At 49.5% G+C, this 14,289-nt stretch carries 15 protein-coding genes and 2 tRNA genes; 6 read left to right on the forward strand and 11 right to left on the reverse strand.

What is annotated here, in order from left to right:
• The 4 genes from ACUU1I_RS15600 to ACUU1I_RS15615 all read right to left on the reverse strand — a co-directional run.
• Positions 1 to 496 (reverse strand): FAD/NAD(P)-binding protein (locus tag ACUU1I_RS15600; RefSeq protein WP_449144855.1); only part of this gene is annotated, 496 nt, incomplete at its 3' end.
• Between the two features lie 125 nt (positions 497 to 621).
• Positions 622 to 927 (reverse strand): monooxygenase, encoded by a 306-nt coding sequence (locus ACUU1I_RS15605; RefSeq protein ID WP_000212640.1) that lies wholly within the window; start codon positions 925 to 927, stop codon positions 622 to 624.
• A 107-nt stretch (positions 928 to 1,034) separates the two neighbouring features.
• Positions 1,035 to 1,111 (reverse strand) — tRNA-Val (locus ACUU1I_RS15610).
• Between the two features lie 4 nt (positions 1,112 to 1,115).
• Positions 1,116 to 1,192, reverse strand: a tRNA-Val gene (locus tag ACUU1I_RS15615).
• Between the two features lie 307 nt (positions 1,193 to 1,499).
• On the opposite strand from ACUU1I_RS15615, the gene ACUU1I_RS15620 reads away from it, so the two are divergent.
• Entirely contained in the window at positions 1,500 to 2,756 is a 1,257-nt protein-coding gene (locus ACUU1I_RS15620; protein WP_000534303.1) for an AIDA repeat-containing protein, read from the forward strand.
• A 40-nt stretch (positions 2,757 to 2,796) separates the two neighbouring features.
• Here the strand turns inward: ACUU1I_RS15620 and mdtK are convergent, their stop codons facing one another.
• Positions 2,797 to 4,170, reverse strand: coding sequence for a multidrug efflux MATE transporter MdtK (gene mdtK / locus ACUU1I_RS15625; protein WP_001174943.1), 1,374 nt, complete (start codon positions 4,168 to 4,170; stop codon positions 2,797 to 2,799).
• Positions 4,171 to 4,384: 214 nt separating this feature from the next.
• Here mdtK and ribE point away from each other — a divergent pair, with 214 nt between their 5' ends.
• The gene (gene ribE / locus ACUU1I_RS15630) at positions 4,385 to 5,026 is read left to right on the forward strand and encodes a riboflavin synthase (protein WP_000493947.1); all 642 of its coding nucleotides are present in this window, start codon (positions 4,385 to 4,387) and stop codon (positions 5,024 to 5,026) included.
• A 39-nt stretch (positions 5,027 to 5,065) separates the two neighbouring features.
• Here the strand turns inward: ribE and cfa are convergent, their stop codons facing one another.
• Positions 5,066 to 6,214 (reverse strand): cyclopropane fatty acyl phospholipid synthase, encoded by a 1,149-nt coding sequence (gene cfa / locus ACUU1I_RS15635; RefSeq protein WP_152030598.1) that lies wholly within the window; start codon positions 6,212 to 6,214, stop codon positions 5,066 to 5,068.
• A gap of 290 nt (positions 6,215 to 6,504) precedes the next feature.
• The gene (punC, locus tag ACUU1I_RS15640) at positions 6,505 to 7,716 is read right to left on the reverse strand and encodes a purine nucleoside transporter PunC (protein WP_001182368.1); all 1,212 of its coding nucleotides are present in this window, start codon (positions 7,714 to 7,716) and stop codon (positions 6,505 to 6,507) included.
• A 112-nt stretch (positions 7,717 to 7,828) separates the two neighbouring features.
• On the opposite strand from punC, the gene punR reads away from it, so the two are divergent.
• Positions 7,829 to 8,761 carry a DNA-binding transcriptional activator PunR gene (gene punR / locus ACUU1I_RS15645; protein WP_000269493.1) on the forward strand — a complete coding sequence of 311 codons (933 nt, stop codon included), beginning with the start codon at positions 7,829 to 7,831 and terminating at the stop codon, positions 8,759 to 8,761.
• Here punR and purR read toward each other — a convergent pair.
• Positions 8,758 to 9,783 (reverse strand): HTH-type transcriptional repressor PurR, encoded by a 1,026-nt coding sequence (purR, locus tag ACUU1I_RS15650; protein WP_000190982.1) that lies wholly within the window; start codon positions 9,781 to 9,783, stop codon positions 8,758 to 8,760. The two genes, punR and purR, sit on opposite strands and share 4 nt — an antisense overlap.
• A gap of 298 nt (positions 9,784 to 10,081) precedes the next feature.
• On the opposite strand from purR, the gene cydH reads away from it, so the two are divergent.
• Positions 10,082 to 10,171, forward strand: coding sequence for a cytochrome bd-I accessory subunit CydH (gene cydH / locus ACUU1I_RS15655; protein ID WP_000102278.1), 90 nt, complete (start codon positions 10,082 to 10,084; stop codon positions 10,169 to 10,171).
• A 165-nt stretch (positions 10,172 to 10,336) separates the two neighbouring features.
• A complete protein-coding gene (locus ACUU1I_RS15660; RefSeq protein WP_000701054.1) occupies positions 10,337 to 11,506 on the forward strand; it encodes an MFS transporter in 1,170 nt (389 codons plus the stop codon).
• Positions 11,507 to 11,651: 145 nt separating this feature from the next.
• On the opposite strand, the gene sodB is transcribed toward ACUU1I_RS15660, so the two are convergent.
• Both sodB and mepH read right to left on the reverse strand, forming a co-directional pair.
• On the reverse strand, positions 11,652 to 12,233 hold the full coding sequence (gene sodB, locus ACUU1I_RS15665; RefSeq protein WP_000007283.1) for a superoxide dismutase [Fe]: 582 nt from the start codon (positions 12,231 to 12,233) through the stop codon (positions 11,652 to 11,654).
• A 127-nt stretch (positions 12,234 to 12,360) separates the two neighbouring features.
• Positions 12,361 to 13,188, reverse strand: coding sequence for a peptidoglycan DD-endopeptidase MepH (gene mepH, locus ACUU1I_RS15670; RefSeq protein ID WP_000101169.1), 828 nt, complete (start codon positions 13,186 to 13,188; stop codon positions 12,361 to 12,363).
• A 334-nt stretch (positions 13,189 to 13,522) separates the two neighbouring features.
• Here mepH and grxD point away from each other — a divergent pair, with 334 nt between their 5' ends.
• Positions 13,523 to 13,870, forward strand: a complete 348-nt coding sequence (gene grxD / locus ACUU1I_RS15675; protein WP_000108172.1) for a monothiol glutaredoxin 4 — start codon at positions 13,523 to 13,525, stop codon at positions 13,868 to 13,870.
• Positions 13,871 to 13,908: 38 nt separating this feature from the next.
• On the opposite strand, the gene tnpA is transcribed toward grxD, so the two are convergent.
• The coding region (gene tnpA, locus ACUU1I_RS15680; protein ID WP_449144856.1) for an IS200/IS605 family transposase at positions 13,909 to 14,289 on the reverse strand (381 nt) is incomplete at its 5' end.

Below are 14,289 nucleotides of genomic sequence, written 5' to 3' on the forward strand. Positions count from 1 at the left end.
AGACGTGATCCGTGGCAATCACCGCTAAATCAAACGTCTCGCTGGGTAAATCCTGATTTGTAGCGAGCATGACGCCAGCATTTGTAATTTGCAGATCGGTAACCTGGCATGATTCATAAACAGCCACTGCAAATTTTTGCTGTCGTGCCTGGTCTACTAATCGTAAAAATTGATCGCGGAAATATTCGCCCAGCAGAATTCGCGGTAAAAACTGACGATCGTGCAAGGTTTCTTTTTTAACGCCATAACGCTGGAGATGGCTGGCTTCTTGCTTTTGTAGCCATTCGAGATACGTACAATTAATCGGCGGTATTTCAATACTGGCAATATTTGCCAGCATCATTTTTGAGTTTTCCTCATCACTGTATGGCATCCCGACACCGGCCTCGTCAGCCTGCTCGAAGATAGAAATAGAAAGTGGAGTTTGTTGCTGTAGAAGCGAGAATAAGGTGTAGATCCCCGTAGGCCCGGCACCCACAATAGCAATTTTTTTCATTGTTACTTACCTGTACGCATTCTTTCGAATTTAGTGTTATCAGATAAGTTTGGTTGAGATTTTTAGAATTTGAGAAATTTCAGACAGGGATGAAAAGGGCGCTAACCGCCCTTGATTAAATTCTGTCAGGCGAGTTTTGCCTGATTGATTTGACTAAGTGGCTCATTGACATCGAAAACTTTGGCGACAACTTCCTCAACGCCGAGATTTTTCAGTCGGGCAGTATGTTTTTCCAGATAGGCAAGGGCGCTTTTTTCATCAGTGAAAAGGTAGATCCCACCGGCTTCGTGGTTCTTTTCACTTTCTGTCCATACCTTCCACAGAAAACCAGGTTCCTGATTAATCGACTCAGCAAGTGGTTTAAGCTGCTCAGCCATTGCGTCGCCAAATGGGCCATTAAAAGCAAAATGAAATTGTAACAAAGTTGCCATAGCGATTCTCCTTCTGATAACGCATACGAAGACAGTGTAAATCTTTTAACGTATTGGATACAGAGAAGAAACAGAGGGAAAAAGGAAAAGACCAGATTAAGAAAATCTGGTGCGTCCGAGTGGACTCGAACCACCGACCCCCACCATGTCAAGGTGGTGCTCTAACCAACTGAGCTACGGACGCAGGATGGTGCGTTCAATTGGACTCGAACCAACGACCCCCACCATGTCAAGGTGGTGCTCTAACCAACTGAGCTATGAACGCAACGTTGTAGGTGACAACGGGGACGAATATTAGCGGCAGAGTGGAAAGGTGGCAAGAGGCAAAACGTAATTTTCTGCGCTATTTCGACCGTTTGCAGAGCTTTTAAGCAAATTGGCTATATTTTGTTGATTTGCAAGGGCGATTTTTATTCAGGATCGCATTTACATCTGATACAACCCAATAATTCGTGTATCAGAGTTTAAACAGAGTTGTTTGCCACCATCTCAAATCTGTCGTGGATAAATCCTCCGTAGCCTTTACACTTAGGTAGCAATAAAGGCACACAGATGCAGCAAAGGAATAAATCATGGGATCTGATGCGAAAAACTTGATGAGCGACGGGAATGTGCAAATTGTTAAGACCGGCGAGGTCATTGGCGCGACGCAACTTACTGAAGGCGAGTTGATTGTTGAAGCTGGCGGAAGAGCCGAAAATACCGTGGTCACGGGGGCTGGCTGGTTGAAAGTGGCAACCGGTGGGATCGCCAAATGCACACAGTACGGTAACAATGGCACGCTATCGGTCAGCGACGGTGCCATTGCCACAGATATTGTTCAGTCCGAGGGAGGCGCAATTAGTCTCTCTACGCTCGCTACGGTTAATGGCCGCCATCCCGAAGGTGAATTCAGCGTTGATCAGGGTTATGCCTACGGTTTGTTGCTGGAAAATGGCGGTAACCTGCGTGTACTGGAAGGACATCGCGCGGAAAAAATCATTCTCGATCAAGAGGGCGGCCTGTTGGTTAATGGGACAACCTCAGCGGTCGTGGTAGATGAAGGTGGTGAATTGTTGGTGTATCCAAGTGGAGAAGCCAGCAATTGTGAGATTAATCAGGGCGGCGTTTTTATGCTGGCCGGGAAAGCCAGTGATACGTTGCTTGCTGGTGGCACCATGAATAATCTCGGTGGTGAAGACTCTGACACTATTGTTGAGAATGGATCCATTTATCGTCTGGGGACGGATGGCCTTCAGCTCTACAGTTCCGGTAAGACGCAAAACCTGTCGGTGAATGTGGGGGATCGGGCTGAAGTGCATGCCGGTACGCTGGAAAATGCGGTAATACAAGGTGGAACAGTGATCCTGTTGTCACCCACCAGCGCGGACGAAAATTTTGTCGTAGAGGAAGATCGCGCACCGGTTGAACTGACCGGGAGTGTTGCATTACTGGACGGCGCTTCAATGATTATTGGTTATGGCGCAGAGCTGCAACAATCAACGATTACTGTACAGCAGGGCGGTGTGTTGATTCTCGACGGCAGTACGGTAAAAGGTGACAGCGTCACTTTCATTGTTGGTAACATCAATCTGAATGGCGGAAAACTGTGGCTGATCACTGGTGCGGCAACGCATGTGCAACTGAAAGTGAAACGCCTGCGCGGAGAGGGAGCGATTTGCCTGCAAACCAGTGCGAAAGAAATTTCACCTGACTTCATCAATGTGAAAGGGGAAGTTAACGGGGATATACGCGTTGAGATAACAGATGCCAGTCGGCAAACTCTGTGTAACGCTCTGAAATTACAGCCAGACGAAGACGGGATTGGCGCAACGCTCCAGCCTGCGTAAAAACACAGGCGCAACCCGTGAAGGTTGCGCCTTGTCTTTATTAGCGGGACGCTCGTTGCAGAATGATGGCTGACGGCATACGTTGCAGGAACCGCATACGCAGCATCATCATAATGGCTGCCGATGTCAGGCCGATAATAAAGCCTATCCAGAAGCCTGCTGGCCCCATAGGTTCAACGACCAGATCGGTCAGTGCCAGAATATAGCCGCTTGGCAAGCCCAGCACCCAGTAAGCTGTAAAGGTGATATAGAAAATGGAACGCGTATCTTTATAACCACGCAAAATCCCACTGCCAATCACCTGGATTGAGTCAGAAATCTGATATACCGCCGCCAGCAACATCAAATGCGCAGCCAGCGTTACAACCTCGGGATTGTCGTTGTACAACAGGGCGATTTGCTCCCGCAGTGAAACCGTGAAAATGGCCGTCAGGGTTGCCATACAGACACCCACCATAAGCCCGGTCCGCGCAGCGGTTTGCGCATCCAGCGTTGAGCCCTGACCCAGACGATAACCTACGCGGATAGTTACCGCTGCCGCCAGCGACATTGGAAGCACAAACATCAGTGAACTAAAGTTCAGGGCAATCTGGTGTCCTGCGACATCAACAATACCGAGCGGAGACACTAACAGAGCCACGACGGCAAACAGTGTCACTTCAAAGAACAGTGCCAGCGCAATCGGCAAACCGAGTTGAATCAGTCGTTTCATAACCGCAGGATCGGGCTTAGCGGTGCCTTTTTCGTTACGAATATCGCGCATGGAGCGGGCGCGTTTAATGTAAGAAACCATGGCAAGGAACATGACCCAATACACCGCCGCAGTAGCCACGCCACAACCAACGCCACCGAGCTCAGGCATACCGAAATGACCATAAATAAAGATATAGTTCACCGGGATGTTCACCAGCAGGCCGATAAAGCCCATTACCATACCCGGCTTGGTTTTTGCCAGACCTTCACATTGGTTACGGGCAACCTGGAAGAACAGATATCCCGGCGCGCCCCACAACAACGCACGCAGATAACCCACGGCTTTGTCCGCCAGAGCCGGATCGATGTTTTCCATGGAGCGGATAATGTAACCTGCATTCCACAGCACCAGCATAATGAGAACGGAAACAAAACCTGCCAGCCAGAAACCTTGTCGCACCTGATGCGCAATGCGCTCACGTCGACCGGAACCATTTAATTGCGCGATAACCGGCGTTAATGCCAGCAGCAGTCCGTGACCAAAGAGGATCGCCGGAAGCCAGATAGAAGTACCGATAGCGACCGCCGCCATGTCGGTGGCACTATAGCCGCCCGCCATCACGGTATCGACAAAACCCATCGCAGTTTGGGCGATTTGCGCGAGAATCACCGGGATTGCTAATGCTAATAACAGACGCGCTTCACTGATATACTTCTGCACGTGAACACCTTTTATTTGTAGTTATATGAGAGACTAAAAAGCCGCCTGAATGGGCAGCAAAAAGAAGAAGCAGGGGAAATTCAGTCTATTGTAGCGAGGATTTATTAATTCTCCAGTGAAAAAATAGCCATTCTTACCCCTTCACTGGTAAGGGCGTTTTCCACCTGCTATTGTGCTGAACAGAATGTCTTAACTGATTTCAGGAGTTGTAAGTATGTTTACGGGGATTGTACAGGGCACCGCAAAACTGGTGTCGATTGACGAGAAACCAAATTTTCGTACGCATGTGGTGGAGTTACCCGACCACATGCTGGACGGCCTGGAAACCGGTGCTTCCGTGGCGCATAACGGTTGCTGCCTGACCGTGACGGAAATTAACGGCAACCATGTCAGTTTTGACCTGATGAAAGAAACGTTACGCATTACCAATCTTGGCGATTTAAAAGTGGGGGATTGGGTAAACGTTGAGCGTGCGGCGAAATTCAGTGATGAAATTGGCGGACACTTAATGTCAGGTCATATTATGACCACCGCTGAAGTGGCGAAAATATTAACCTCGGAAAATAATCGCCAGATCTGGTTTAAAGTCCAGGATAGTCAGTTGATGAAATATATCCTGTACAAAGGATTTATTGGCATCGACGGTATTAGCCTGACCGTCGGCGAAGTCACGCCAACGCGTTTTTGCGTCCATTTAATTCCGGAAACACTGGAACGCACGACTCTTGGGAAGAAAAAACTTGGCGCACGCGTCAACATTGAAATCGATCCACAAACTCAGGCAGTGGTAGATACGGTAGAACGTGTGCTGGCGGCACGAGAAAATGCCATGAATCAACCAGGTACAGAAGCCTGATCTGAACTCGCCCCCGAAGAGGGGGCGATAGAATAGCCTTTAGCGAGCGACTCGAAGGCCGTTTTCAACACCGCGTGAGAACGCCACCTGCCAGAGCTGAATATCACGGGCGCGGAAAGCACCTGCGCAGGCATTCAGATAATAGGTAAACATCCGTTTAAAGCGTTCACTGTAGTTATCCGCAATTTCTGGCCATGCGGCGAGGAATCGTTCATACCACGCCATCAACGTAGTATCGTAATCAGCACCGAAGTTATGCCAGTCTTCCATCACAAAGTGGGGTTCGCTGGATTGAGCAATCTGGCGTACAGAGGGCAGGCAACCGTTCGGAAAAATATATTTATTAATCCAGGGATCAACATTCAGATCGGTTTTTTTCGAACCGATAGTATGGAGCAGGAATATACCTTCCGGTTTCAAATTACGATCCACCACCGCAAAATAGGTATCGTAATTTTTCGGTCCGACGTGCTCGAACATCCCCACAGAAACAATACGATCAAACTGGTCGTTCAGGTCACGATAATCTTGCAGCAAAATGGTGACATCCAGGCCTTTACAGCGTTCCTGAGCCATTTTTTGCTGTTCGGCAGAAATGGTGACGCCGACCACGCTTACGTCATAGTTAGATGCCATGTAGTGCGCCAGTCCGCCCCAGCCGCAGCCAATATCCAGTACGCGCATCCCTGGTTTTAACTGCAATTTTTCACAAATCATTTTGAGCTTCGCCTGCTGGGCAGATTCCAGATTATCGGCATCTTTCCAGTAAGCGCAGGAATATTGCATGAAGGGATCAAGCATGCGGCTGAACAAGTCATTACCCAAATCGTAATGCTCCTTGCCGACTATCCAGGCACGTTTTTTACTCTGCAGATTGAAGAGACGAGCGCCGGCAATACGCAGCGTGTCTTTGAAATGATGGGGGAGTTGGTTCTCGAGACCTGCGCGTAAGACTTTGCTAAAAAACATATCCAGTCGGTCACATTCCCACCAGCCATCCATATAACTTTCGCCTAACCCCAAAGAGCCTTCCTGCAGAACGCGTTTAAAAAAATCGGGGTTTTTCACACGAATATCCGCCGGGGCAGAACCGTTAATGGCTATACCGGCACGGCTAAGTAATTCGTTGGCGATACGGTACCAGTTGTCATCCGGTACACTGACTTCTTCTATACACGATGAACTCATAGTTTCTCCATCACTGGTCGGTGATCAGAACCTTAAAACAGCGTAGACGCTTTTTGGGCTTTGTGAGAAATCTCGCAGAAAAAACCGCGAGTCTATAATCCGACGTAGAACAGAGGGAAAGGAGGAACCCTTGCCGAAATGACCATCCATAGTGAGTCGGGAACGATCCTGTCCCCGTAAAAACATAATATTTATCGTAGCTTTAACAACTCGAAATTAGTATAGGCCGCTAATTTCAATCATACAACAAAATTTTGTTAGCAGCCTAAGTATAAGTATATCGATATAGATCAGTGTGATTCGCTATGAGCGACTTCGGCATTGCCATGATTCGGGCAGTCAACTTCTTCACAACGTTGCATCATGTAACCCAGCGCGACCAGCACTACTGTTGATAACATCACGCTGGTGGTGGTGAGCAATGGCGTGCTGATACTAATAAGCCAGGAAACTACCAGACTTGCGAGGAAGCACAGACCCAGTTGCAGAGTGTTCTGCAACGCTGCGGCGCGACCGGTTGCATGTGGGAAGGGACGCAGCGCCTGGGCGACAACAATAGGGTAGATCGCGCCATTGGCAATCGCCATCACACAGAATGGGATCAGGATTTCGACCAGCGACACATGGCTAATGAAGCCCGCAGCCCAGGTCGCAATGACGCTGACAGCAAACAGCACCAGCAACCACGGTAATAACTGCTTGCCTTGCCATTTCTGCAGTGCGGTGCGACAGCCATAACCACCAATCAGAAACGCGATAGTTTGCGGGACATAACTTAAACCAATAACTGCCGGGCTGTAGCCCATTTCACTAAGGATGAACGGTGAACCGGTCAGCCATGCAAAAAAACTGGCTGAACAGGCTGCGTATATCAGCACGTTGCCGCGATAGGTTTTAGAACGTAGCAGGTCGGTAAAGGTCAGACCATCCTGACTATTGTTACGGGCCTTCGTCGTGGGTTTGAGCCAGAAAATAGGCAGAATCAGCACCACGGTAATGGCAAACAGGGTGGCGAAAATCGCCTGCCAGGAAAAATGGACCAGCAGCCAGCTTCCTAACAGGGGAGCCAGTGCCGGAGACAGACCCACCAGCGGCATGATGGTCGCAAAAATACGGTTGACTTTCTGTGAAGGATAATAATCTGTCACTAATGCTTGCCAGATAACCGCCGCGGCGCAGACCCCCACAGCCTGTACAAAACGCAATACCAGCAGCGTGGCGGCGTTTTCTACCCACAGCATCCCCAGACTACCTAACGCAAAAATTGTCAGGCCGATTAATAACACCGGTTTACGACCATAACGGTCGGAGAGTGGCCCCCACAGAAGCTGGGCTGCGGCAAAACCGGCAAGGAACAGACTAAGGCTGGCACTGACAGCAGACGCAGGCGTTTGCAGGTCGGCCTGTATGGCGGCGAAAGCAGGCAGATACATATCGGTTGCCAGAAAACCGAGTACGCTCAAACCCGCCAGCCAGACTAAAAATCTTTTCCCAGGTTGCATGTATATTCTCTAAATCTCTCAATTAAACACCGCCGCAAAGTGTAGGGAGTGAAATTAGTGTTGTGAAACGGTAATATTTGATGACTGGTTTCAAAAATTTTGCAGGCTGACTATGTGGTCAGAATATTCACTCGAAGTTGTTGATGCGGTAGCGCGTAATGGTAGTTTTAGCGCTGCGGCACAGGAGCTGCATCGCGTTCCTTCTGCGGTCAGCTATACCGTGCGTCAGCTGGAAGAGTGGCTGGCGGTACCGCTCTTTGAACGACGGCACCGTGATGTGGAGCTGACCGCTGCTGGAGCGTGGTTTCTCAAAGAAGGGCGCTCTGTTGTCAAAAAAATGCAGATCACCCGCCAGCAATGTCAGCAGATAGCGAACGGCTGGCGCGGTCAGTTAGCTATCGCAGTGGATAATATTGTCAGGCCAGAACGTACACGGCAGATGATCGTTGATTTTTATCGCCATTTTGATGATGTTGAACTTCTTGTCTTTCAGGAAGTGTTCAACGGTGTCTGGGATGCGCTTTCCGACGGGCGCGTGGAACTGGCAATTGGCGCAACACGCGCGATTCCGGTAGGCGGTCGTTATGCCTTCCGGGATATGGGGATGCTAAGCTGGAGTTGCGTTGTTGCCAGTCACCACCCGCTGGCGTTGATGGATGGCCCGTTCAGCGATGATACGTTGCGCAACTGGCCGTCGTTGGTGCGCGAAGACACCTCGCGAACGCTACCTAAACGTATTACCTGGTTGCTGGATAACCAAAAAAGACTTGTCGTACCTGACTGGGAATCATCGGCAACCTGTATCTCGGCAGGATTATGCATAGGGATGGTGCCAACACATTTCGCCAAACCGTGGCTTAATGAGGGGAAGTGGGTAGCACTTGAACTGGAAAACCCCTTCCCGGATTCGGCATGTTGTCTGACATGGCAGCAAAATGATATGTCGCCTGCGTTAACCTGGCTGCTTGAGTATCTCGGCGATAGTGAGACGCTGAATAAGGAGTGGCTGCGGGAGCCGGAAGAGACTCCCGCAACGGGTGATTAACGACGATAGTCGCGGAACGGGCCGTCAGCCACGGAGCGGCGTTCAATCAAACGCGGATGCACTTCAATGGACTGCGGTTCTTCACGTTTGTTGACGATACGATCCAACAGCATGTTGAACGCTGTTTCACCCAGCGAATCTTTTGGCTGATGGATCGTGGTCAGCGCCGGCGTAAAATAGCGCGCGTTGCGCACGTTATCATAACCGATCAGCGAAACATCCTGCGGGACGCGCAGGCCCATTTCATCAGCAGCACAAAGTGCGCCCATTGCCATGATATCGCCACCACAGAAGACGGCAGTAGGGCGATGCGGCTGCGACAGGATTTGCTGCATGGCGCGATAACCGGATTCAGGTTCAAAGTCACCCTGCACAATCCAGCTTTCCGGCACCTTGATCATCGCTTCTTCCATCGCCTTCATAAAACCGGCAAGGCGGCCTGCGCCGGTGTTACGTTCCAGCGGGCCGGGGATGACGCCGATTTCGCGGTGACCGCGTTCAATCAGATAACGCCCGGCCATGTAGCCGCCTTCGAACGCGTTATCAATGACCGCATCGGTGAAGTCAGCTTTTGCTTCACCCCAGTCCATCACCACCATTGGGATATGGCGATACTCTTCCAGCATCGCCAGCAACGGCTCTGGGTACTCAGAACACATCACCAGCAGACCATCGACGCGTTTTTGCGCCATCATCGACAGATAAGCCCGCTGTTTCTCAAGATTGTTCCACGCATTACCCAGAATCAGGGTGTAACCTTTCTGGAAGCAATTTTTTTCAACTGCTTCAATGATCTCGGCAAAATAGGCCGCTTCGCTGCTGGTCGCCAGCAAACCGATAGACTTGGTGTGGTTAACCTTCAGGCTACGCGCCACCGCGCTAGGGGAGTAGTGTAATTCTTTAATCGCTGCCCACACGGCGTTGCGCGTTTCTTCAGCGACGAAACGTGTTTTGTTGATCACGTGTGACACAGTTGTAGTGGAAACGTTTGCTCGTTTCGCTACATCTTTTATTGTTGCCATTCCATTTCACTCCAGACCCTAACTTCAGCTCCTGCAAAATCGCAAGGTAAACGTTTGCCTTTACACACCTTACGCACAACAAAAGTGTTGCGGTACGCCGGAAAAACGACACGGAGCGTCAGGAAGGGGTCAATGGCCAGTACGCAAATAGTGTAAGCGTGGAATTTTGGCCGATCTTGACGAAAAGGGGAAGTGGTAAAAACACTTATCATTATAAATGACGGGAGATTTTTTCATAACAGTGTGTAAAAATGCGTAATATCACTTTTTGTGTGGTAATAAAAAAGGAGAAAACTTGATGAGCACCGACCTTAAATTTTCACTGGTAACAACGATTATCGTCCTCGGTTTGATCGTAGCCGTGGGTTTGACTGCCGCGCTGCACTGATTTCCTCTCGAGGGAGCGCGTTCTCCCTCGCATCTCCTTCCTGTTTGTTAGCAAAATGGCAAAAGTGTTTTCTCTTTTTGTTATTTTCATTTTTTTGTGATTGCTGTCATGCTTTCGCCACTTTAATGAATATCGCGTAATGACGCGAAGAGGTGGAGATAAGGCATGAAAATTAACTATCCGTTGCTGGCGCTGGCGATTGGCGCGTTTGGTATCGGGACAACGGAGTTCTCGCCAATGGGCTTGTTGCCCGTCATTGCGCGCGGTGTGGATGTCTCGATTCCCGCTGCCGGAATGTTAATCAGTGCCTATGCAGTTGGCGTAATGGTGGGCGCGCCGCTGATGACGCTTCTACTTTCTCATCGTGCCCGCCGCAGTGCGTTGATTTTCCTGATGGCAATTTTCACGCTAGGCAACGTTCTTTCCGCCATCGCGCCGGATTATATGACCCTGATGCTTTCACGTATTTTGACCAGCCTGAATCACGGAGCATTTTTTGGTTTGGGTTCAGTCGTGGCCGCAAGCGTGGTGCCAAAACATAAACAGGCCAGCGCAGTTGCCACTATGTTTATGGGGTTAACCCTGGCAAATATCGGTGGCGTGCCGGCGGCGACCTGGTTGGGTGAAACCATCGGCTGGCGGATGTCATTTCTGGCAACGGCGGGGCTGGGAGTGATTTCAATGGTAAGTCTGTTCTTCTCATTACCTAAAGGTGGTACAGGGGCACGACCTGAAGTGAAAAAAGAGCTGGCGGTATTAATGCGTCCGCAGGTGCTGTCTGCATTGCTGACGACGGTACTGGGAGCTGGTGCAATGTTTACCCTCTACACCTATATCTCTCCGGTACTGCAAAGTATTACCCACGCAACACCGGTGTTCGTCACGGCAATGCTGGTGCTGATTGGTGTCGGATTCTCTATCGGTAACTATCTCGGCGGCAAACTGGCAGATCGTTCAGTTAACGGCACGTTGAAAGGCTTTTTGTTGCTGCTGATGGTGATTATGCTGGCAATCCCGTTCCTGGCCCGCAATGAGTTCGGCGCAGCTATTAGCATGGTGGTGTGGGGCGCAGCAACCTTTGCGGTTGTACCTCCGTTACAGATGCGCGTGATGCATGTCGCCAGTGAAGCGCCAGGTCTGTCTTCATCAGTCAATATTGGTGCCTTTAATCTTGGAAATGCGCTGGGAGCAGCTGCTGGTGGTGCGGTAATTTCCGCTGGGCTGGGATACAGCTTTGTGCCGGTGACGGGGGCGATTGTCGCGGGACTGGCATTATTGCTGGTGTTTATGTCAGCCAGAAAACAACCTGAAACAGTTTGCGTTGCTAACAGCTAATTAAACAAAAACGCAGAAGGATAACCTTCTGCGTTACAGTTGCTGACAACGTGCGATTTATCTTGCCGAATGCGCTGTTAACGCCTCATCCGCGTTGGCATGGTAAGCGAAGCGCATCAGGCAATGCTGCATTTGCCATCAGTTATTATGCAGCGAGATTTTTCGCTACGAATTCCCAGTTCACCAGCGCCCAGAAGTGCTCCAGATAGCCAGGACGTGCATTGCGATAGTCGATGTAATAAGCGTGTTCCCAGACATCAACGGTCAGCAGCGGAGTCGCATCGGTGGTCAGCGGAGTACCCGCGTTAGAGGTTGAAACGATAGCCAGTTTGCCATCGCTGTTTTTCACCAGCCAGGTCCAGCCAGAACCAAAGTTTTTGATCGCTGCATCAGTAAACTGCGCTTTGAAATCGGCAAAGCTGCCAAAAGATGCGGCGATAGCTTCAGCGACTTTTCCAGTCGGTTCGCCACCGGCGTTCGGTGCCAGGCAGTTCCAGTAGAAAGTATGGTTCCAGACCTGAGCTGCGTTGTTGAATACGCCACCTTCAGAGCTGCGAATAATCTCTTCCAGTGATTTACCTTCAAACGCGGTACCTTTAATCAGGTTGTTCAGGTTAGTGACATAAGTCTGATGATGCTTGCCGTAGTGATACTCGATAGTTTCCGCAGAAATGTGCGGTGCCAGAGCATCTTTAGCATATGGTAGTGCAGGTAATTCGAATGACATTGCTACTCTCCTTTATTATTAATTTGCATACGTACAATAGCCTTATTGTGCGTATGGATAGGGTAGCAAATTAAAAGGTGAGACAAAAGATGAACTTACCCTGTTGCCGTAACAACAGGGTAAAGTTTTAGCGAAGTGTTTTTGGGGTCATTACCCGACGAGCGCCAACATAGTGGCGCTGCCAGTAGTCTTCACTGAGAGAAGTGATTTGAATTTCCTGACCTGTGCGCGGTGACTGAATAAATTTGCCGTTGCCGACATACACGCCGACATGATCGGCTGTACCGCGTCCCTGAGTACGGAAAAAGACCAGGTCGCCGTTTTTCAGCTCACTACGTTCGATAGGTCCTGCATCACGCAGGTGATACATTTCATTCGCCGTACGCGGAATACGAATTTTCACCAAATCTTTATAAGCGTAATAAACCAGGCCGCTGCAATCAAAACCGGTACGCGGTGAGCTGCCGCCCCAACGATATGGCTTACCAATTTGCTGCATCAGTTTATTCATTGCCACTTTCGTGGCTTTTTGCACCTTCGCTTTGTGCGCGTCGGCAAGGGTTCCTGACGCGGCATTTTTGACTTTCACACAATGCGATTTATAGCCCTTACGTTTGGTACACTTTTCGGTAAAGCTGGCTGAGGCCGTTTTATTGACGGCGTGTTTGCTGCGAGTTTTGGCGTTTTTAGAAGCGGTAATGGAAGATTTTTTAACGGAAGAAGCGGTTTTGCTTTTGGTCGTACTTTTACTGGCGGCTTTTTTCGCTGTTTTCTGGCTGGCTTTCTGGGTCTTTTTGGTGGTTGCCGTGCTTTTCTTTTTATCTGCTTTTTTGGTGATATGAGCGGTAGCAGAACTCTCCCTGGCTTGCTTTGAAGCATGGGCCATAGGCGTTAAAGGCAGGGTGGTAAAAAGTAAAGCACAGAGCGTGATCGAAATACGGTTTATCCGCGCCACTGAGCGTCCCTCTGTTAAGGCAGGTCTATCATGCCTGCGTCTGATTTACAAAACTTGATGATTCTAATGCATAGAAGAAGAGAAAGTTAATAGCTTTTATTGTTAAAAAATACGTTTCGTTGGCGAGCGCAAAAAAATGCAGCAGTGAAAGCTAAAAATGGTTATAAATACGCCAGTTTGCCGCGCATCAGAGAAGAAACGAATATTTGAAATGCAACAAATAGAGCAAAGGGATAAAATAGCAAAAGCGTGATGAAAATGTTATTTTCCGATGCCGCACTGACCCGCTACAATGTCAGATTACTGCCGTAAAGAAGTTTGAGGAAGCAAGACAATGAGCACCACTATCGAAAAAATCCAACGCCAGATTGCTGAAAACCCGATCCTGCTGTACATGAAAGGTTCACCGAAACTGCCGAGCTGCGGTTTCTCTGCCCAGGCAGTCCAGGCGCTTGCCGCATGTGGCGAACGTTTTGCCTATGTTGATATTCTGCAGAATCCGGACATTCGTGCGGAACTGCCGAAATATGCTAACTGGCCGACCTTCCCGCAACTGTGGGTTGACGGCGAGCTGGTCGGCGGTTGTGATATCGTGATCGAAATGTATCAGCGTGGCGAACTGCAGCAGCTGATCAAAGAAACTGCCGCTAAATACAAGTCTGAAGAGCCGGACGCGGAATAATCCGTCCTGCAATACTGACGGATGCGAACGGGCATCCGTCAGTCCTTTATCCGGTGCGCCGTAAAACCTCGTCCTTCAGGGCGGGGATATAAGGCGCGGTTTTCCACCTGACCAGGTGTTTGCTGTTGTTCAATGTATTGGCGGATGACGGATATTGGCGCACCTTCGCAGCTACTGGCAAAATAGCCAGGACTCCACAAAACGCCTTTGTAGTAATACCTGACTGCAATATCTGGTCGATCTCGTCGCAGTAACCTATTCGATATGCCTTTGAGGCTGTTTACCAGACTGGATATCGCCAGTTTGGGAGGATAGTTAATTAACAAATGGACGTGATCTGGTTCGCCATCCATTTCAACCAGTTCAGCTGCAAAATCAGCACATACATTTGAAAAGTAAGTGCGTAGTTTTTCTGTCGT

The organism is Shigella sp. SIG3 (assembly GCF_053555855.1).